The organism is Streptomyces sp. NPDC040432, from assembly GCF_055595445.1.
Map to the genome: position 1 here is coordinate 114009 of NZ_JBVIVP010000003.1, position 18014 is coordinate 132022.

At 72.9% G+C, this 18014-nt stretch carries 21 protein-coding genes, 1 tRNA gene, 1 pseudogene and 1 riboswitch; of the genes and pseudogenes, 15 read left to right on the plus strand and 8 right to left on the minus strand.

Annotated elements, in window-relative coordinates; translation table 11 throughout:
- Positions 1-9: 9 nt before the first annotated feature.
- Together ACZ58N_RS07770 and rdgB are read left to right on the plus strand one after the other, a co-directional pair.
- The gene (locus ACZ58N_RS07770) at positions 10-396 is read left to right on the plus strand and encodes a hypothetical protein (protein WP_471156836.1); all 387 of its coding nucleotides are present in this window, start codon (positions 10-12) and stop codon (positions 394-396) included.
- Positions 397-425: 29 nt separating this feature from the next.
- Positions 426-1040 carry an RdgB/HAM1 family non-canonical purine NTP pyrophosphatase gene (gene rdgB, locus ACZ58N_RS07775; protein WP_453439978.1) on the plus strand — a complete coding sequence of 205 codons (615 nt, stop codon included), beginning with the start codon at positions 426-428 and terminating at the stop codon, positions 1038-1040.
- 54 nt (positions 1041-1094) lie between these two features.
- On the opposite strand, the gene ACZ58N_RS07780 is transcribed toward rdgB, so the two are convergent.
- The 3 genes and pseudogenes from ACZ58N_RS07780 to bcp all read right to left on the minus strand — a co-directional run bounded on the left by ACZ58N_RS07780 (position 1095) and on the right by bcp (position 1950).
- A tRNA-Leu gene (locus ACZ58N_RS07780) sits at positions 1095-1178 on the minus strand.
- Positions 1158-1349 (minus strand): annotated as a pseudogene (locus ACZ58N_RS07785) (hypothetical protein); the annotation flags it as partial. The pseudogene ACZ58N_RS07785 and the gene ACZ58N_RS07780, both read right to left, overlap by 21 nt.
- 133 nt (positions 1350-1482) lie before the next feature.
- A complete protein-coding gene (gene bcp, locus ACZ58N_RS07790; protein WP_319193606.1) occupies positions 1483-1950 on the minus strand; it encodes a thioredoxin-dependent thiol peroxidase in 468 nt (155 codons plus the stop codon).
- A gap of 120 nt (positions 1951-2070) precedes the next feature.
- Between bcp and ACZ58N_RS07795 the strand changes: the two genes are divergently transcribed.
- From ACZ58N_RS07795 to ACZ58N_RS07805, 3 genes are all read left to right on the plus strand, one after another.
- Positions 2071-2388, plus strand: coding sequence for a DUF3618 domain-containing protein (locus ACZ58N_RS07795; protein WP_362880375.1), 318 nt, complete (start codon positions 2071-2073; stop codon positions 2386-2388).
- 46 nt (positions 2389-2434) lie between these two features.
- A complete protein-coding gene (locus ACZ58N_RS07800) occupies positions 2435-2776 on the plus strand; it encodes a GroES family chaperonin (protein WP_362880373.1) in 342 nt (113 codons plus the stop codon).
- Positions 2777-2878: 102 nt separating this feature from the next.
- Positions 2879-2957: riboswitch (guanidine-III (ykkC-III) riboswitch) on the plus strand.
- A 31-nt stretch (positions 2958-2988) separates the two neighbouring features.
- Complete coding sequence (locus ACZ58N_RS07805; RefSeq protein WP_266947600.1) at positions 2989-3309, plus strand: DMT family transporter; 321 nt, start codon at positions 2989-2991, stop codon at positions 3307-3309.
- 66 nt (positions 3310-3375) lie between these two features.
- Here the strand turns inward: ACZ58N_RS07805 and ACZ58N_RS07810 are convergent, their stop codons facing one another.
- On the minus strand, positions 3376-5880 hold the full coding sequence (locus ACZ58N_RS07810; protein ID WP_471156841.1) for a transglycosylase domain-containing protein: 2505 nt from the start codon (positions 5878-5880) through the stop codon (positions 3376-3378).
- Between the two features lie 174 nt (positions 5881-6054).
- On the opposite strand from ACZ58N_RS07810, the gene ACZ58N_RS07815 reads away from it, so the two are divergent.
- The 5 genes from ACZ58N_RS07815 to ACZ58N_RS07835 all read left to right on the plus strand — a co-directional run bounded on the left by ACZ58N_RS07815 (position 6055) and on the right by ACZ58N_RS07835 (position 11053).
- Positions 6055-6870 (plus strand): ABC transporter permease, encoded by an 816-nt coding sequence (locus tag ACZ58N_RS07815; protein ID WP_471156844.1) that lies wholly within the window; start codon positions 6055-6057, stop codon positions 6868-6870.
- 1 nt (position 6871) lies between these two features.
- Positions 6872-7762, plus strand: a complete 891-nt coding sequence (locus tag ACZ58N_RS07820) for an ABC transporter permease (protein WP_471157542.1) — start codon at positions 6872-6874, stop codon at positions 7760-7762.
- A 6-nt stretch (positions 7763-7768) separates the two neighbouring features.
- A complete protein-coding gene (locus tag ACZ58N_RS07825) occupies positions 7769-8737 on the plus strand; it encodes an ABC transporter ATP-binding protein (RefSeq protein ID WP_471156847.1) in 969 nt (322 codons plus the stop codon).
- A gap of 166 nt (positions 8738-8903) precedes the next feature.
- Positions 8904-9590, plus strand: coding sequence for a DUF1707 SHOCT-like domain-containing protein (locus ACZ58N_RS07830; protein ID WP_471157544.1), 687 nt, complete (start codon positions 8904-8906; stop codon positions 9588-9590).
- A gap of 248 nt (positions 9591-9838) precedes the next feature.
- Positions 9839-11053, plus strand: a complete 1215-nt coding sequence (locus ACZ58N_RS07835) for a DUF445 domain-containing protein (RefSeq protein ID WP_471157546.1) — start codon at positions 9839-9841, stop codon at positions 11051-11053.
- A gap of 66 nt (positions 11054-11119) precedes the next feature.
- Here ACZ58N_RS07835 and ACZ58N_RS07840 read toward each other — a convergent pair whose 3' ends face one another.
- Together ACZ58N_RS07840 and ACZ58N_RS07845 are read right to left on the minus strand one after the other, a co-directional pair.
- Positions 11120-11419, minus strand: a complete 300-nt coding sequence (locus ACZ58N_RS07840; RefSeq protein WP_471156850.1) for a hypothetical protein — start codon at positions 11417-11419, stop codon at positions 11120-11122.
- Positions 11420-11531: 112 nt separating this feature from the next.
- Entirely contained in the window at positions 11532-11708 is a 177-nt protein-coding gene (locus tag ACZ58N_RS07845) for a hypothetical protein (protein WP_471156852.1), read from the minus strand.
- Positions 11709-11869: 161 nt separating this feature from the next.
- Between ACZ58N_RS07845 and ACZ58N_RS07850 the strand changes: the two genes are divergently transcribed.
- A complete protein-coding gene (locus ACZ58N_RS07850; RefSeq protein ID WP_471156855.1) occupies positions 11870-12406 on the plus strand; it encodes a GNAT family N-acetyltransferase in 537 nt (178 codons plus the stop codon).
- A 174-nt stretch (positions 12407-12580) separates the two neighbouring features.
- Positions 12581-13762: a hypothetical protein gene (locus tag ACZ58N_RS07855; RefSeq protein ID WP_471156858.1), complete on the plus strand. Its 1182-nt coding sequence runs from the start codon at positions 12581-12583 to the stop codon at positions 13760-13762.
- Positions 13763-13802: 40 nt separating this feature from the next.
- Here ACZ58N_RS07855 and ACZ58N_RS07860 read toward each other — a convergent pair whose 3' ends face one another.
- Both ACZ58N_RS07860 and ACZ58N_RS07865 read right to left on the minus strand, forming a co-directional pair.
- Positions 13803-14276 carry a very short patch repair endonuclease gene (locus ACZ58N_RS07860; protein ID WP_471157548.1) on the minus strand — a complete coding sequence of 158 codons (474 nt, stop codon included), beginning with the start codon at positions 14274-14276 and terminating at the stop codon, positions 13803-13805.
- A 227-nt stretch (positions 14277-14503) separates the two neighbouring features.
- A complete protein-coding gene (locus tag ACZ58N_RS07865) occupies positions 14504-15502 on the minus strand; it encodes an SEC-C metal-binding domain-containing protein (protein ID WP_471156861.1) in 999 nt (332 codons plus the stop codon).
- 56 nt (positions 15503-15558) lie between these two features.
- Between ACZ58N_RS07865 and ACZ58N_RS07870 the strand changes: the two genes are divergently transcribed.
- From ACZ58N_RS07870 to ACZ58N_RS07880, 3 genes are all read left to right on the plus strand, one after another.
- Positions 15559-16425 (plus strand): class E sortase, encoded by an 867-nt coding sequence (locus ACZ58N_RS07870; protein WP_471156864.1) that lies wholly within the window; start codon positions 15559-15561, stop codon positions 16423-16425.
- Between the two features lie 298 nt (positions 16426-16723).
- Positions 16724-17068, plus strand: coding sequence for a DUF6412 domain-containing protein (locus ACZ58N_RS07875; protein ID WP_471156866.1), 345 nt, complete (start codon positions 16724-16726; stop codon positions 17066-17068).
- A gap of 177 nt (positions 17069-17245) precedes the next feature.
- Positions 17246-17971, plus strand: coding sequence for a YidC/Oxa1 family membrane protein insertase (locus ACZ58N_RS07880; protein WP_471157549.1), 726 nt, complete (start codon positions 17246-17248; stop codon positions 17969-17971).
- Positions 17972-18014 lie beyond the last annotated feature (43 nt).

Below are 18014 nucleotides of genomic sequence, written 5' to 3' on the forward strand. Positions count from 1 at the left end.
GACCCCGAAATGAAGCCGAAGTTCCGCATAGCCGCCGTGGTGCTCGCCGCCGCCCTCACCGTCCCGGCCCTGACCTCCTGCGACGCCATTTCCACCGCGATGGACTGTGCCAACACGGCGGTGGCCATCGCGGACAGCGCCAACGACCTCCAGCAGGCGGTCTCGCAGGCCGGCAACAGCCCGCAGGACGCCCAGAACGCGCTGAACTCGATCGACGCGAGCCTGAAGAAGATCGGCGACCAGACCGAGAACGCCGACCTGGGCAAGGCCATCGATTCGATGACCACGGCCGTGGAGAACGTCCGCACCTCCCTGGAGAGCGGCAACGTCAACCCGGACATCAAGCCCGTCGCCGACGCCGCCTCGGAGATCTCCAAGGTCTGCACCCCGGGCTGAGCCGCCCGGCGGCCCGGAATAATGAGGGCATGACCTCGACGCCCAGCCGCCTGATCCTGGCCACCCGCAACGCGGGCAAAGTCACCGAACTCCGCGCCATCCTGTCCGACGCCGGCCTGCCGCACGAGCTGGTCGGCGCGGACGCGTACCCGGACATCCCGGACGTCAAGGAGACCGGCGTCACCTTCGCCGAGAACGCGCTCCTCAAGGCCCACGCCCTCGCCCGCGCCACCGGCCTGCCGGCCGTCGCCGACGACTCCGGCCTGTGCGTCGACGTCCTGAACGGCGCGCCCGGCATCTTCTCCGCCCGCTGGGCCGGCTCCCACGGCGACGACCGGGCCAACCTCGACCTGCTGCTCGCGCAGCTCGGCGACATCGCCGACGAGCACCGTGGCGCCCACTTCTTCTGCGCGGCGGCCCTGGCCCTCCCGGACGGCACCGAACGCGTCGTCGAGGGCCGACTGCTCGGCACCCTGCGGCACGCCCCCGAGGGAGGCGGCGGCTTCGGCTACGACCCGATCCTCCAGCCGCTGGGCGAATCGCGTACCTGCGCGGAACTGACGGCGGCCGAGAAGAACGCCATCTCCCACCGCGGCCTGGCCTTCCGCGCCCTGGTCCCGGTGATCCGGGAACTGCTGGGCTGACGCCGACATGCAAACGGCCTGCGAATCATGCCTTCGATTCGCAGGCCGTTGTCGTGCGGCGGAAGGGATTCGAACCCTCAAGCCGTTTCACGGGCCACAGATCCTAAGTCTGCTGCGTCACCACTGCGCCACCACCGCTAGCCGCCTGCAATGATAGCGGCAGACGGTCGAGGAGTGTCGGCAAGGATCATCGAACCCGTCGGGGCGCCCTTCCCGGCGCCATGTGCTGCTGATCGCAGGGCAGTTGGGGCACAGGAGTCGCAGGTTCCCGCGGCGGTCGTCGCTCCGGCCGCCGTCGACGTGGTCGACCGCCGCGGCCGCGCGTACGGCCCTCGTACGGAGCAACGGTCGATGGCCGGACGGTCGCCGGGCATGGGGTCCGATGAGCGCGGCGGCCCGCACCGGTTGGGTGCGGGCCGCCGCGTCCAAGGAATGGGGCGCGTCAGATGCCCAGGTCCTTGATGATCTTTGCTACGTGGCCGGTCGCCTTCACGTTGTAGAAGGCGTGCGCGACCTTGCCCTCCTCGTCCACGACGACCGTGGAACGGATGACCCCGGTCACCGTCTTGCCGTACAGCTTCTTCTCGCCGAAGGCGCCGTACGCCGTCAGGGTCTCCTTCTCCGGGTCCCCGACCAGGGTGACCTTCAGGTTCTCCTGCTCGCGGAACTTGGCGAGCTTCTCCGGCTTGTCCGGGGAGACACCGATGACGTCGTACCCCGCGGTCGCCAGGGCGTCCAGGTTGTCGGTGAAGTCGCAGGCCTGCTTGGTGCAGCCGGGCGTCAGGGCCGCCGGGTAGAAGTACACGATCACCTTGCGGCCCTTGTGGTCGGCCAGCGAGACCTCGTTGCCGTCCGCGTCGGGCAGGGTGAAGGCGGGGGCGGTGTCGCCCGGCTGGAGTCGCTCGCTCATCTCAACAGTCTCCTCGGGAGGGGATCGGTACGTCATGAGCCTAAGCTGACGGAGCTGACAGACTGTCCCTGACGGATCACGCCACAGACGACACGACGACACAACGACGGAGGCAGCGCGGTGCCGGAAGCCAGGACCCCCGCTCAGATCGAGGCGGACATCGTCCGTCGCCGCGAGCAGCTCGCCGAGACGCTCGACGAGATCGGCGTGCGCATGCACCCGAAGACGATCGTCGGGGACGCGAAGGCGAGGGTCGCCTCGACGGTCGACCAGACCGCCGGACGGGCCTTCGTCGCCGTCAACCGGCTCGTCACCGACGTCAAGGACGGCCTGCGCCACGAGGACGGGGCGCCGCGCATCGAGCGGATCGTGCCCGTGGCCCTGCTGGCCGCCGGCGTGGTCGGACTGCTCGTGGTCTCGGCGCGTCGCAAGCGTTGAGCACCCACCGGCGGACGGGGCGGGGCCGGGCGGGTAGGTTCGGGGCGTGAGCGAGAACACCACCCACGACAAGCTGCCCATCCGCATGCTGCACGACCGCGTGCTCGTGAAGTCCGACCTGCCCGAGGGCGAACGCCGCTCCGGCGGCGGCATCCTGATCCCGGCGACGGCGGCCGTGGGCAAGAGGCTGTCCTGGGCCGAGGTGGTCGCGGTGGGGCAGAACGTACGCAGCGTGGAGCCCGGCGACCGGGTGCTGTACGACCCGGAGGACCGGGCCGAGGTCGAGGTGCGCGGGGCGACGTACGTCCTGATGCGCGAGCGGGACCTGCACGCCGTGGCCGCGGAGCGGCTGGAGGGGTCCAAGGACTCCACCGGGCTCTACCTCTGATCCTGCGGGTCTCCGGCGGGCCCCCACGAGGCCTCCGCCGGGCCCCGCGTCCCGTCCCGCAGTACCCCTGAGGGCCGGTGGCCGAGGTCACCGGCCCTTTTCGCCGCCCCTTTGCTACGGTGGAGGGGAACCCCCGACGAGACGCGCCGTACCGGGTTGCAGGACGCAAAGACGACGCACCCCGTTTCCGTCTCGTCCCGGAGGTGCCTGTCATGGCCTGGGTTCTTCTCATCGTCGCCGGTCTGCTCGAAGTCGGCTGGTCGATCGGCATGAAATTCACCGAGGGCTTCACCCGGCTGTGGCCGTCCGTCTTCACCGGCGCCGGGATCGTCGCCAGCATGGTGCTGCTGTCCTACGCGGCCAAGACCCTGCCCATCGGCACCGCGTACGGGGTCTGGGTGGGCATCGGCGCGGCCGGCGCCGCCGTGCTCGGCATGGCGGTGCTGGGGGAACCCGTCACCGCCGCCCGGATCTTCTTCATCTGCCTGCTGCTGGTCGCCGTGGTCGGGCTGAAGGCCACCTCCGGCCACTGACCCCGGTTGGGCCCGACCGGAAGCCCGGTGGGACCGGTCGGGGCCCGTGCGGGCCCCGACCGGGTCTCATTCGAGGTAGTCGGCCGGAGGGCGGCGGCCGAAGACGCCGCCCTGGGCGTCGCCGCCGGCGTTCCGACCGGCATCGGTCTGCCCGCCGTCCGTCTGCCCGCCGTCCGTCCGGCCGCCTTGATCCTGGCCGCCGTTCGTCTGCCCGCCTTCGGTCTGCCCCCCATTGGTCTGCCCCCCATTGGTCTGCCCCCCATTGGTCTGCCCGCCGTTGTTCTGGCCGCCGTTGGTCCGGCCCCCTTGGGTCTGCCCGCCCTGCGTCTGCCCGCCCTGCGTCTGCCCGCCATCGGTGCGGCCCCCGTCGGTCCGGCCGCCCTGATCGCCGCCGCCGTCCGTCCGACCGCCGTCCCCGCCGTCCGTCCGACCGCCCGTCGGCGGGGTGGCCGGGTCCTCGGGGAAGTTGGGCGGGGGCTGCGGGACGTCCGGCTGCTGGGGCGGGGAAGCGCCCCGCTGGAGTTCGAGTTCGAAGTCCACGGGGTCCGAGGCCTCCAGGGCCGACTTCGTGTAGGCCGCCCAGATCCGCGCCGGGTAGCCGCCGCCCCCGATGCGCCGCTCGCCCAACGCCCCGTAGAGGGACTGGAGCGTGCCCGTGTCCGGGTCCTGGCCCATCATCGACACCACCGTGACCAGGTCCGGGGTGTACGCCGCGAACCACGCCGAGCGGTCCAGTTCGGCCGTGCCCGTCTTGCCCGCCGCCGGGTGACCCGCCGCCAGAGCGGCCGTACCGGTGCCGTTGTCGACGACGCTGACCAGCATGGCCGTCGTCGTGTCGGCGGCCTCCCGGCTGATGACCTGTTCCGGGGTGCGGTCGGGGAGCCCGATGGTGTCCCCGTCCTTCGTGATCTTCTCCAGGAAGGTGTACGGGGTGCGCCGGCCGTGGTCGGCGAGGGTCGCGTACGCCTGCGTCATGTCCAGCACGCTCGCCTGCATGGTGCCCAGCGCGATGGCCGGGCCCGCGTCGAAGTTCGGGGTGCTCTTCGGGATGCCGAGGGCGATGGCCGTCCGCTTGACCCTCTCCCCGCCGACGTCCACGGCCATCTGCGCGTACACGGTGTTGACGGAGAGGTCGGTCGCCGTGTTGACGGTGATGTTCCCGTACGACACCTGCCCCTCGTTCTCGGGGGCGAAGCGGATCCGGCCGCCGACCACCGGGCGCTCGTTGTCGCCGTTGTAGATCGTGTTCGGGGTGATGCGACGGCCGTCCTGGGTCCGGGAGTCGTTCTCCACGGCCGCCGCGAAGACGAACGGCTTGAAGGTGGAGGCCACCTGGTAGTCGTGCCGGGTCGCGTTGTTCACGTACTGCTTGGTGTAGTCGATGCCGCCGTACAGGGCGACGACCTTGCCGGTGGCCGGATCGATGGACGCCCCGCCCGCCCGCACCAGACGGTCCGCCGGACGGGCCGCCGGGTCGAGGTCGTCCACCATTTCGGTCCGTACGGCGTCGACGAACGCGGTCTGACGGCGCTTGTCGATCGTCGTGGTGATCCGGTAGCCGCCCTCCGCGAGGGTCTTGTCGTCCAGGATCCCGTGCTCGGTGATGTAGTCCTTGACGGCCTCCACCAGGTATCCGCGCTGCCCCGACAGGCCGGACGCCGGACGGAGCCTGCCCGGCTCGGGGAACCGCGCCGCCGCCCGCTCGGCCGGGTCCATCCAGCCCTTCTTCACCATGCCGTCGAGCACGTAGTTCCAGCGGGCGACGGCACGGTCGCGGCTGCGCGGGTGCGCGACGACGTCGAAGGCGCTGGGGGAGTTGAGCAGGGTCGCCAGGTAGGCGCCCTCGGCGGTGGTCAGCCGGGTGACGTCCTTGCCGTAGTAGGCCTGGGCGGCGGCCTGGATCCCGTAGGCGTTGCGACCGAAGTAGCTGGTGTTCAGGTAGCCCTCCAGGATGTAGTCCTTCGACTTCTCCCGGCCGAGCTTGATCGCGATGAAGAACTCCTTGACCTTCCGGTTCACCGTCTGTTCCTGGCCCAGGTAGTAGTTCTTGACGTACTGCTGGGTGATCGTCGAGCCGGACTGCTTGCCCTTCCCGGTGACGGTGTTCCAGGCGGCACGGACCATGGCCTTCGGATCGACCGCACGCGCCGAGTGGAAGTCCCGGTCCTCGGCGGCCAGTACGGCCTCCTGGACCGTCGACGGCACCTGGGACAGCGGCACGTTGACGCGGTTGACCTCGCCGTCACGGGCGAGCTGCGATCCGTCCGAGTACAGGTACACGTTGGACTGCGCGGTGGCCGCCGCGTTCGCCGGCGGGATGTCGACCAGCAGGTACCCGGCGACCAAGGCGCCGCCCAGCAGCAGCCCGATCAGCAGGAGACCGCCCAGCACCATGCGCCAGGTCGGCAGGACGCGGCGCCAACCGGTGCGCCTGCGACCGGCCTTGCCGGCGGGCCGTCCGCCGGCACCACCCTTACGGGGAGCCCGTTCGACGACGGGCTCGGCCGGAACGCCCCCGGGGGTGTCCGGATCGCGAGGCGTCCAGCCCGGTGGTGGTGACTGGTCGCTCATCGCCGGTGCTCCTCGGGGCTGTGTGAAATGTCCACATCCGTACCTCATGGTGTCTACCCGATGGCCGGTGCATCCGCGCCGGACGGGCATAAATCGGTCGCGTGGCTCGCCCCTCCGCACTAAGCTCGCGCGCTTTGGCCGACGTAGGAACGACGTGGAAAACGGAGGGATACGGTGCGTCAGAGAGCGCTGCTCTACGGGGCCGTCGCGGCGGGTGGCTTCCGGCGCTACGCGGCCTACGGAACGGCGACGGCCGCAGGGGTGTTCACCAACACCGTGTTCGGTTTCATCGTCGCGTACACGTACATCGCCCTGTGGGACGAGCGGCCGGGCCTCGGTGGCTACGACCAGGCCCAGGCCCTCACCTTCGTCTGGGTGAGCCAGTCCCTGCTCGCGGCCGGGGCCCTCATCGGGGGCGGCTTCCAGGACGAGTTCCAGGAACGGGTCCGCACGGGCGACATCGCCGTCGACCTCTACCGGCCGGCCGACCTCCAGCTGTGGTGGCTCGCCTCGGACCTCGGCAGGGCCGCCTTCCAACTGCTGGGACGCGGGCTGGTGCCGCTCGTCGCCGGAGCCCTCGCCTTCCAGCTGGCGCTGCCGGTCGACCCGGCGCGCTGGCTGCTGTTCCTGGTGTCCGTCGCGCTCGGGCTGACCGTCAGCTTCGCGGTCCGGTACCTGCTCGGGCTGGCCGCGTTCTGGCTGCTGGACGGCACCGGGATCAACCTGATGGCCACCGTCGTGACCATCTTCTTCTCGGGGATGGTGCTGCCCCTGACGGTGTTCCCCGGCGAACTCGGGGACGTGGCGCGGGTCCTGCCGTGGGCGGCGATGCTCCAGGTCCCGCTCGACGTCCTGCTCGGCACGCACTCCGGGGCCGGGGGAGCGGTACGGGCGCTCGGGTTCCAGGCCGGATGGGTGCTGGCCCTCCTGGGCGCGGGCCGGCTGATGCAGGCTGCGGCGACGCGGAAGGTGGTGGTCCAGGGTGGCTGAGGTGACGGGAACGGCCGTGCGCGAGGGCGCCGGCACGGACGCGGCGGCCACCCGGCCCGTGGGGTTCGACGGCCCGGTCCGCAACCGGGCGTGGGAGGGGCTGCGCGGCTACGGGCTGATCGTCACGATGTGGATCCGCTCGACCATGACCTACCGGACCTCGTTCCTCCTCGCGACCTTCGGGAACGGGGCGATCACCCTGCTCGACTTCGCCGCCATCGCCATCATGTTCTCCCACGTGGACGTGCTCGGCGGCTTCGCGCTCCCCGAGATCGCCCTGCTCTACGGATCCTGCTCGGCCTCCCTGGGCCTGGCCGACCTGCTCCTCGGCAACACGGACCGGATCGGGTCCCGGATCCGCGACGGCTCGCTCGACACCATGCTGGTGCGACCGGTCCCGGTGCTCGCGCAGGTCGCGGCCGACCGGTTCGCCCTGCGCCGCCTCGGTCGGATCATGCAGGGCCTCGGCGTGCTGACCTGGGGCGTCCTGGCGCTGGACGTGGACTGGACGGCCGGGAGGATCCTGCTGGTCCCCGAGATGATCCTGGCCGGGGCGGGGATCTTCGGAGCCGTGATGGTGGCCGGCGCCGCCTTCCAGTTCGTCGCCGGGGACGCGGCCGAGGTGCAGAACTCCTTCACGTACGGCGGCTGCACGATGCTCCAGTACCCGCCGACGGTCTTCGCGAAGGACCTGCTGCGCGGGGTCACCTTCATCGTGCCCCTCGCCTTCGTCAACTGGCTGCCCGCCCTGTACGTCCTGGGCCGGCCCGATCCGCTGGGCCTGCCGCAGTGGGTGGCGTTCACGAGCCCGCTGGTGGCCTTCCTGGTGTTCCTGCCCGCGTCGCTGGCGTGGCGCGCGGGTGTCCGTTCGTACCGCAGCACGGGGAGTTGAGGGCTGATGACAGAAGCGCTGATCGCACTGGACGGCGTCGAGAAGGTCTTCGACGTGCGCCGCCGCGTCAACTGGATCCGAAGGGAGAAGCGGCAGGTCAGGGCCGTGGACGGGATCAGCTTCGAGGTCGCGCGGGGCGAGATGGTCGGCTACATCGGGCCGAACGGCGCCGGCAAGTCCACCACCATCAAGATGCTGACCGGCATCCTCACCCCGAGCGGCGGCCGGTTGCGCGTCGCCGGCATCGACCCCGCGCGGGAACGGATGCGCCTCGCGCACCGGATCGGCGTGGTGTTCGGGCAGCGCACCACGCTGTGGTGGGACCTGCCGCTGAAGGACTCGTACGGGCTGATGCGCCGGATGTACCGGATCCCGGCGGCCCGCTACGCGGAGAACCTGGAGCGGTGCGTCGACCGGCTCGACCTCGGCGAACTGCTCGACGTACCGGTACGGCAACTGTCGCTGGGGCAGCGGATGCGCGGCGACATCGCGGCGGCGCTGCTGCACGATCCGGAGGTGCTCTACCTGGACGAGCCGACGATCGGCCTCGACGTGGTCAGCAAGGCGAAGGTACGGGGCTTCCTGAAGCAGCTCAACGAGGAACTCGGCACCACCGTCCTCCTCACGACCCACGACCTCCAGGACATCGAGCAGCTCTGCGAGCGGGTGATGGTCATCGACCACGGTCGGCTCATGTACGACGGCGCGCTCGGCGGGCTGCACGAGGCGGGACCCGAGGGGGCGGGCGAGCGGACCCTCGTGGTGGACCTGGAGGCGGAGATCGCGCCGATCGAGGTCGCGGGGGCGCGGGTGGTGAAGGTGGACGGCCCCCGACAGTGGCTGGCCTTCCCCGCCGGGGCCTCGGCGGCGCCGCTGGTGGCCGAGGTCGCGGCCCGCTACCCGCTCCTGGACCTGTCGGTGCGCGAACCCGACATCGAGGACGTGATCGCGCGGATGTACGCGGGTCGGGGTTGAGTCAGGGTCCCGCCTCAGGGTCGATCCGGGGGAGACCTGCCGGGGCGGGCCATTCAACTGGTGCGGATCTCTGCATAGTGTGGTCCACATGAGTGACGAGCGGCCCGAGAAGTCCTTGCCCGAGAAGGCCCCGGCACCGGGGGCGGCGTCGCCGGAACGGCCGTCCCTGGAGAAGGCGTCGCCGGACCGGGCCCCGTTGCCGGAGCTGAGGGCCTCCGACGCAGACCGGGACCGGGTGGTGGAGCGCCTGCGGGACGCGGTCGCCGAGGGCCGGCTCGACATGGAGGAGTTCGAGGAGCGCCTGGAGGCCGTCTACGCCTCCAGGACGTACGCCGAGCTGGCCCCCCTGACCCGCGACCTGCCGCAGGTGCCCGGCGAGTCCCCCGCGGGCTTCCCCGCGACCGCCGCCCCCGACCCCGGCCCGGCGGCACGCTCGTCCTGGCAGTCCCGCATCGGGGGCAGGGGCACCTCCGCCACGGCCGTCGCCGTGATGTCGGGGTTCCAGCGCAAGGGACACTGGACGGTGCCCGCCCGCTTCAACGCGGTGGCCTTCTGGGGCGGCGGCGAGATCGACCTCCGCGACGCCGACTTCGCCGAACGCGAGGTCGTCATCACCTGCGTTGCCGTGATGGGCGGCATCGAGATCACGGTCCCGCCGGGCGTGGAAGTCGACGTACGGGGCATCGGGATCATGGGCGGCTTCGACCAGGGACGGGCCCAGTCCCGACCGGAACCCGGGGCACCGCGCGTGATCGTCAACGGTCTCGCCTTCTGGGGCGGGGTCGGCATCAAGGTGAAGTCGCCGAAGGGCTCGAAGCCCCTGGACGGCGGGAAGCGCCGCAAGGAGCTGTAGGCCGGCACGGGGCACGGGACCGGAGGGGTCCCAGGGGGTGCCGGGGGCACCCGCACGGCGCGCCGGGAACTCCCGGGGCCTCCCGGGAGTCGGATGCTATGCAGACAAAACCGGCCCCAGGGGGAAGGCAGGAACCCGTGGATCACGTGGACAGCGACACGAGGGCGCGGACCGCGCCACCCCCGCCGCCGCGGGGCGCGTTCGTGTTCAACGCGGCGGACGAGGAGCGCCGGCGCGGCGTCCGCCGGATGAAGACCACCGCGACGGGCCTGCTGGCCCTGGTCGCGGTGGTCTACGTACTCGCCAAGTACGCCCAGCACGCCTGGGGCGCGGGCGGCTGGGCCGGGTACGTGGCGGCGGCGGCCGAGGCCGGCATGGTCGGCGCCCTCGCGGACTGGTTCGCGGTCACCGCGCTGTTCCGCCGGCCGCTCGGCCTGCCGATCCCGCACACCGCGATCATCCCGACCAAGAAGGATCAGCTGGGAGTCTCCCTCGGCGAGTTCGTCGGCGAGAACTTCCTCTCCTCCGACGTCGTGCGCGCCCGGCTGGGAGCGCTCGGCATCGGCGGCCGACTCGGCGCCTGGCTGGCGGAACCCGAACACGCCGACCGGGTCACCGCGGAGCTGGCGACCGCACTGCGCGGGGCGCTGACCGTCCTGCGCGATTCCGACGTGCAGGCCGTCGTCGGCGAGGCCATCACCCGGCGCGCCGAGCACGCCGAGATCGCCCCCGGCCTCGGCAAGACCTTGGAGAAGGTGGTCGCGGACGGCGGCCACCGACGGGCCGTGGACCTGGTGTGCACGAAGGCCCACGACTGGCTCGTCACGCACGGCGACTCGGTGATGGACGCCGTCCAGGGCGGGGCTCCCGGCTGGACGCCGCGCTTCGTCGACCGGAAGATCGGCGACCGCGTCTACAAGGAGCTGCTGCGCTTCGTCACCGAGATGCGCGACATGCCGGAGCACCCGGCGCGCGGCGCGGTCGACCGCTTCCTGACGGACTTCGCCGCCGACCTCCAGTCGGACACGCAGACACGGGCGCGCGTCGAACGGCTGAAGTCCGAGATCCTCGCCCGGGGCGAGGTCCAGGACGTGATCGCCTCCGCGTGGACCGCGATCCGCTCGATGATCCTCTCGGCGGCGGAGGACGAGCAGAGCGAGCTGCGGCTGAGGGTCCGCGCCTCGCTGATGTCGCTCGGCGCGCGCCTGGCCACCGACGGCCGGCTCCAGGCGAAGGTGGAGGGCTGGATCGAGGGCGCCCTCGTCTACGTGGTCACGACGTACCGCACCGAGATCACCTCGCTGATCACGGACACGGTGGCGAGCTGGGACGCGGAACACACCTCCCGCAAGATCGAGGCCCACATCGGGCGCGACCTCCAGTTCATCCGCATCAACGGAACGGTGGTCGGCGCGCTGGCCGGTCTGCTGATCTACACGGTGTCGCGGGCGTTCGGCGCGTAACCCGGGGGCGTCGCGGGGTGCTGCTCCGGGGACGGCCCGACCGGGCGTCGGGCCGTCCGCTCCGGGTCAGCCCCGGTCGGCCACCGCCCAGGTCGTGGCCGCCACGACACCGGCGGCGCCGATGACGGCCGGCCAGGCGCCGACTTTCTTGGCCAGCGGGTGCGAGCCCGCGAAACCGGCGACGTACAGGGCTCCCAGGCCCGCCGCGACGGGGACGCCGCCGCGCCGGTGCCATTCCCGTCCGGCGACGAGCCCGGCGGCGCCGAGCACGACACCGCCCAGCGGGCGCTTCTTGGTCCAGCGGGCGACGGCGTAGCCGCCGACCAGGCCTGCGGCCGTCACCACGGAACTCGGTACCCGCGCCATGTCGAACTCCCTCGGTCTTCTCGGCTGATGATGCGTGTTCTTCGCTTGCGCGTCGTCGGTCACACCGGGCTGCGGTCCGATGGTCCGACCGTCCGATGGCTCCTCCCCGAGGCTAACGCGGCCGCCCGGAAGCCCGGCGGGCGCCCACCGCGCCCAGTACGAGCACGGCCCCGCCGATCACGGCGTGCGGCACCGCGTCCTGCACGGCCCGGGGCAGTACCGCCACGATGCCGAGGACGAGCAGGAAGGCGAGGGCGAATCCGCCCGCCGCGCGCAGGAGTCTGTCCACGGGCTGCTCAACGCGGTGGCGGGGCACGCGACACGGACCACGTCGAGGCGATTTGTCGCACACTCTCCGTTTCTGCGGAGCGGCCGGGGAGGGAACCCGGAAGGCGTAGATTCGGTCTTCCAGGGGGAAACCCGCTCAACCCACCACCAGGAGTCGACGCCTTGATCTCTTACGGACGGGCCGTCCTCGACCTCGCGGACGAGCTGGTCGACGCCTACGCGGACGTGTTCTCCGGTCCGCCGTGGAACGAAGGTGAAGAAACCATTCGCCAGTTCTCGACCCGGCTCCAGGCGGACGTCCGGCGCCCGGGGTTCCGTACGGCGTTCGCCCAGTCCGCGACGGGCATCGACGGCTTCGCCACGGGATGGCTGACCCCGGCCCCCTTCCCCAAGAACCGCGCGTACCCGCAGGTCACCGCCCAACTCGGGGCGGCCCGCGTGCGGGAGCTCCTCGTCGGGGCCCTGGAGATCGACGAACTGGCCGTACGCGGCTACGCGCGCGGCCACGGCACCGGCCGGACCCTCCTCACCGAGATCACCGCGGACGCCCCCGACGGGCGGGCATGGCTGCTGACCTCGCGTCTGGCCACGGACACCGTCGCCACGTACCGCCGCCTGGGCTGGCACGAGGTCCCCGCGCTCCCGGGCACGGAGACGGGCGTGGTCGTCTTCCTCTCGCCGACCCACCCGAACCTCTGACCCGGACCTCCGCCCCGGTCCGCTGAATCGTTCCGCCACCCCGGTCCGCCGGGCCGTTCCCCTTCCCCTGCGGGCCCGGGCCTCTTCGGACCGGGCCCCTTACGGGCCGGGGGCGCGGCCGACGACGACCGCGCGGGGGGGTACACCGGGTCGGGGGAGGGGCATACCGGGGCCATGATCACAGAGCCGCGGAACCCCGCCACCTCCGAGTCCCCGTCCGGTACGACCGCCGTCCCGAACCCGGCGACCGTCCCCGGGACCGCCACATCGGCCACCGGCACGCCGCCCGCCACCGCCACGCCCGCCATCACACGGCCCGCCATCACACGGCCGGCGACGCGGGACTCCGGCCGGGACGTCGCGTCGCGCCTGGCCCGGCGGCAGCACGGGCTGGCCACACGGCACCAACTCACCGTCGGTGCGGGTGTTCCCGACGGCACGGTCACCTCCCGGGCTCGCCCCGGCGGCCCCTGGCAGCGGCTGTTGCCCCGCGTGTACCTCCTGCAGACCGGCCCGCCCGACCCTCGCCAGCGCGCGCTGGCCGCCGTCCTGTACGCGGCCGAACCCACCGCGGAGCCGCTCTCCGGCGACACGGCCGTCCTCACCGGCGGCGCCGCCCTCGCCCTCCTCGGCATCCGCGAGGCCCCGGCCGCGCCGGCCGACGTCCTGATCCGGGCCCCGCGCCGGCTCGCGCCCACCCCCGGGGTCAGGCCCCGGGCCACCTCACGTTGGCCGCGCACCATGACCGTGGCCGGCGTTCCCGCGGCCCGCCCCGTGCGGGCCGCCGCCGACTTCGCCGCCCGTACGGATCCGTGCGCGCCGCCCGACCGGATCCGTTCCGTCCTGGCCCAGGTGGTGCAGGCCGGTTGGTGTCACCCGCACGACCTGCACGCGGAACTCCGCACGTCCCGCCTGCTGACCCGCCCCGCGGTCCGCGCCGCCGCCGCGGAACTCCTGGCCGGGGTCCGCTCGGTCGCCGAGGCCCGGGCCCGCGACACCCTCGTCGCCACCGACCTGCCCACCCCGCTCTGGAACGCCCGCCTCCACACCGCGGACGGCGCTTTCCTGGCCAGTCCTGACGCCTACTGGCCCGACGAGGGCGTGGCTCTGGAGGTCGACTCGGCGGAGTACCACTACACCCGCGACGCCTGGCAGGCCACCCTGCGCCGCCGCATGCGCCTGGAGTCCCACGGCGTCCTGGTGGTCAGCGCGACCCCTTCGATGCTCCGCGACGCCTCGACCGAGGTGATCGCGGCGCTCCGCGCCGTGCTCGCTCTCGGGGCGTCCCGGCCCGCCCCGCCCACGGCCCTGGCCCGCGGCCACCAACAGCTCACCCTGTTCGCGGACAAGGGCTGAGGAAGGGAGGCCGACCGGGGTCCGCCCACGGTGCGGCGGATCAACCCGCTTCCGGGGCGGGCCCGTTCGCGCCGACCGGCCCGTCCGCCCCGGCGGCGGGCCGCGTGCGGCGTTCCGGGGTGGCCGGTGTGGCCCGGTGGGGTGCGGTCGCTTCCCGGGTCGCGATGACACGCGCCGCCACGACCTCGGGCGGTTCGTGCTCCCAGAACCGGAGCACGGTCCAACCGGCCGACACCAACTGCTCGTTCGTCTCGCGGTCCCGCGCCATGTTGCGTTCGAGCTTCTCGCGCCACCACTCGGCATTGGCCTTCGGCCGCGTCGCGTGCTGCGGGCATCCGTGCCAGAAGCACCCGTCCAGGAACACGGCGACCTTCGGGCCGGGGAAGGCGATGTCGATGCTGCGGCGCGGCATCCCGGGCACCTTCACCTGGAGCCGGTAGCGCAGCCCCGCGGCGTGGAGCAGCTTGCGCACCGCCACCTCGGGCGCGGTGTTGCGCACGGCCTGCTGGCTCATCCGCGCGGAGACGGCCGCGGAGGAGGGTTCCGCCGGGATCATCAGGTCCTCCCCGGTTGCCGGTGGTCATGGGCGACGGGGTTCGACCCGCCCGGAACGCTCGGCGGGTGCCCCCGGGGCCGATGGTACGGAACACCACCGACAGGGGCGTCGGACACGGGCGGGGACGGCCGTGCCCCGGCCGGCCGGCGCCCTCCGCGGGCGGAAGGGCCTGCCGGTCCGGGCGGTCAGGGCTCCCCGTGGCACTCCGAATAGGGCTTCGTCGAGGCACACCAGCACGGGGCCGTCGGTCCGGGCGGCCAGGAGGTGGCCTTGCCGCGGGCGGCCAGGGTGGTGGCGTACTCGGCGAGCAGGGAGGGGGAGGCCGGGGAGGTCTTCTCGGAGGCGGCGAAGGCCTCGTACGAGGGGACGTTGCCGGTGACGATGCCGAGGTTGGTGGTGCCCGACGCGGCGAGGGCGCGGAGGGAGGCCTCGATGCCGCTCAGGTGCGTCGCGTGCGAGGAGTACTCCGCCGACAGGGTCGGGTAGGAGGTGAGGAGCTCGGCGAGTTCGCGCTGGGGCCAGTGCAGGACCGCCACCGGGAACGGCCGGGAGAGGGCGGCGCGACGGTCGCCCAGTTCGGCGCGCAGGCGGGCGATCTCGGCGCGCAGTTCGGCCGGGTCGTCGGAGCCGAGGGCCCAGATCCGCTTCGGGTCGTGGAGCTCGTCCAGGGGGATCGGGCCGATGTGGCGGGTGTCGGCGACCATGTCCCATTCGTCGTGCGGGAGCCCGAGGAGTCGACGGACCCGGTGGCGGCCCGTGAGGAGGGCGGTGGTGGCCTGGGTGAGGGGGGTCTCCTCCGAGGTCAGCAGGGTCGCCGCCTCGGTGAAGCAGTCGTGCGAGGCCTCCAGCTCGTCGTGCGCTTCGAGGGTTTCCGCGATCACCTCCCAGGGCGCCGGGTCCTCGGGGGCGGCGGCCCGGATCCCGGAGATCAGGGCGCGGGCCTCGGCCTCGTGGCCGTACTCCCACAGGTTCGCGGCCTGCAGGGCCTTGATCAGGTGTGGGTCCGCGGGCGAGGCGGAGAGGAGTTGGTCGTAAAGGGCGCTCGCCCGGTCCCGCGCGTCACCCAGTTCGAGGTGGGCGGCGGCCTGGAGGAGGAGCGGCTCCTGGTCCTCGGGGTAGCGGGTCGCCGTGCGGATGAGGCGCTCGGCTTCGGCAAGGTGCTCTGCAGGCGTATCGGGGCGCATGGTTCACACCGTACTGCCGCTGGTCAGTTGAGGGGGGAGGACTTAGGGTGCGGCCCGTGCGGGATCACATACGTGTGGTGGTGCAGGGGAGCGGCCGGCGGGGGCGCGGGGCCCGGCTCGCACGGCTGTTGTGGGTGGGCGCCGAGGTGGTCACCACGCTGGGCGTGGTGGTGGCGTTGCTGGTGGTGCACCAGGTGTGGTGGACGAACCGGCAGGCCGCGGCCGCCGCGCAGGACCAGGTCCAGGCCCTGGAGCGGGCCTGGGAGGGGGAGCCTGCGGAGGCGGGCGTACCGGAGGATCCCGGTCCGGGCGGTGCCGGGGTCGAGGACGACTCCGCGGGAGAGCTCCCCGGGGGCGGTCCGTCACCGTCCGAGGCGGGCCCGCCGCCCCCTTCCGGTTCCGGGCCGGTGTCCCCGTCCGCGCGGCCGACGGCCGGGTCGGTGGCCTCCGCGGCGCCGCGACCGAAGCCCGCGCCCGCCCCGGAGGAGGCGTACGCCGTCCTGCGGATTCCGCGCCTCGGCCTCGCCGTTCCCGTCGCGCAGGGGATCGACAAGCGGGCCGTGCTGGACAAGGGGTACGTCGGCCAGTACCCGGGCACCGCGCGGCCCGGGGAGCGGGGCAACCTCGCGCTGGCGGGACACCGCAACACGCACGGCGAGCCGTTCCGGTACGTGAACAGGCTGCGCCCCGGCGACGAGTTGTACGTCGACGTGCGCGGCCGGCGCCACACGTACGTGGTCGGGCAGGTGTTGAGCGAGACCACGGAACGGGACACCGGGGTGATCGCACCGGTGCCGCGCAGCGTGGTGCGGCCCGAGTACGGGTACAGCCGGCCGGACGCGTACATCACGCTCACCACCTGCACGCCCGAGTACAGCTCCAAGTACCGCCTGGTGGTGTGGGGGACGCTCAAGTCGTCCTGACGGAGGTGCGGTCGCCGGGGTTCAGGCGCGGGTGTGACGCGGGGCCCCGGGACGGACCGGGTGCGGTCCGCGGACCGGTCCTCACCGGACGTGACCCGGCCCGACGGGGAGGCGCCGGCCCGGGATCCGTTCGAACGTCGGGAATCCGTCGGCCGACCCACGCTCCTTGTCGGTGGGCCCGGTTAGTATCGATTCCGAGAGCCCGATTTCGTACGGGAGTCCGCACGCTCAGGCGTGCGGGCACCGTCGCGTGGGGCCGCCGGATCGGGCGGCCCGTGAGGGGGAGGGGGTGGCCGGCATGACCGGGACGAAGCGAACCGCCGTGCGCACTCCGCTGTCCTTCCTCGCCACTTCCAGGGGCTCGCGGTTGCTCGCCGCCCTGCTCCTGCTGCTCGGGGGGTTCCTCGGCCTGATGGCGGGGGAGAACGGCCTGGCCGCCGCCGTGGTCGCGCTGGCGGCCGTCGTGGCCGTGGGCGCCGCCGCGTTGGCCGCGTGCCTCGTCCGGCCCGTGCCACCGCACCGCATACGCACCGCGATCCGTGATCGCGAGCAGCGCACGGCGTTCCTGCCGCAGCGCGATCCCGATGCCTCGGGCCGGTCCCGGCCCAGGGCGCCCGGCCGTCTCCTTCCGACGGCCGCGTAGGGGCGCGCAGCACCTTCCGCCTTCTGCTTCCGCCGACCGGTCACGGTCGGGCCGATCACTGTCGTCGCCCCTCGCGGGTCGTCACGCCGAAATGCACCTTCTTCGACGTTCGACGAGACCCTTCGGAGGGCCCGCGTGTCCGTTTTCACCCATCTCGTTGCCGCGCTGGGCCGGCTCATGGAGCCGGTACTGGCCGAGTCCGCGACCGCTGCCGCGATCGTGCTGTTCACCGTGCTCGTACGGCTCGCCCTGCATCCGCTGAGCCGTGCGGCGTTCCGGGGCGCCACGCCGGCGGCCGGTTGCCTGCCCGTGCTGCTCCAGCTGCCGGTGTTCTTCGTCATGTACCAGGCGTTCTCCTCCTCGGAGGTCGGGGGAGAGGCCAACGAGCTGTTGGGCCACCGACTGTTCGCGGCGCCGCTCGGATCGCGCCTGACGGGCGCGCTGGCGGAGGGCGGCCCGTTCGGACCCCAGGGCCTGGTCTTCCTCGGCCTGTTCGCGGCCATCGCCGGCGTGGCCGCGTGGAGCGCGGTCCGGGGGCGGCGTGCCGCCGCGGCGGCGCCCGCGCTGCCCGTCCCGACGCCGGGCCCGCGCGCGGGCAGGCCGGGAGCCGCCGGCACCGGGGCCGCCAGGGCCGGGGAGCGGGCGAAGCCGGCGGTGGAGCTGAGCGCCGAGCAGCAGGCGGCGATGCGCAAGCTGGGCGGCGTCCTGCCCCTGCTGTCGTTCGGGACGCTGATCACCGCCGCCGTGGTGCCGCTCGCGGCCGGGCTGTACCTGCTGACCACCACCGCCTGGTCCGTCGCGGAGCGGGTCTGGCTCCAGCACCGCAAGGACCGTGCGGCGGCGGTCGCCGGTAAGGCCGGCGCGGAGGTCACGGCCGGTCCCGCGGGGCGCGGCCGGCGGTAGCGGGCGTTCCAGTCCGTGAACAGGGTCTTGCGGATTGGGCGGT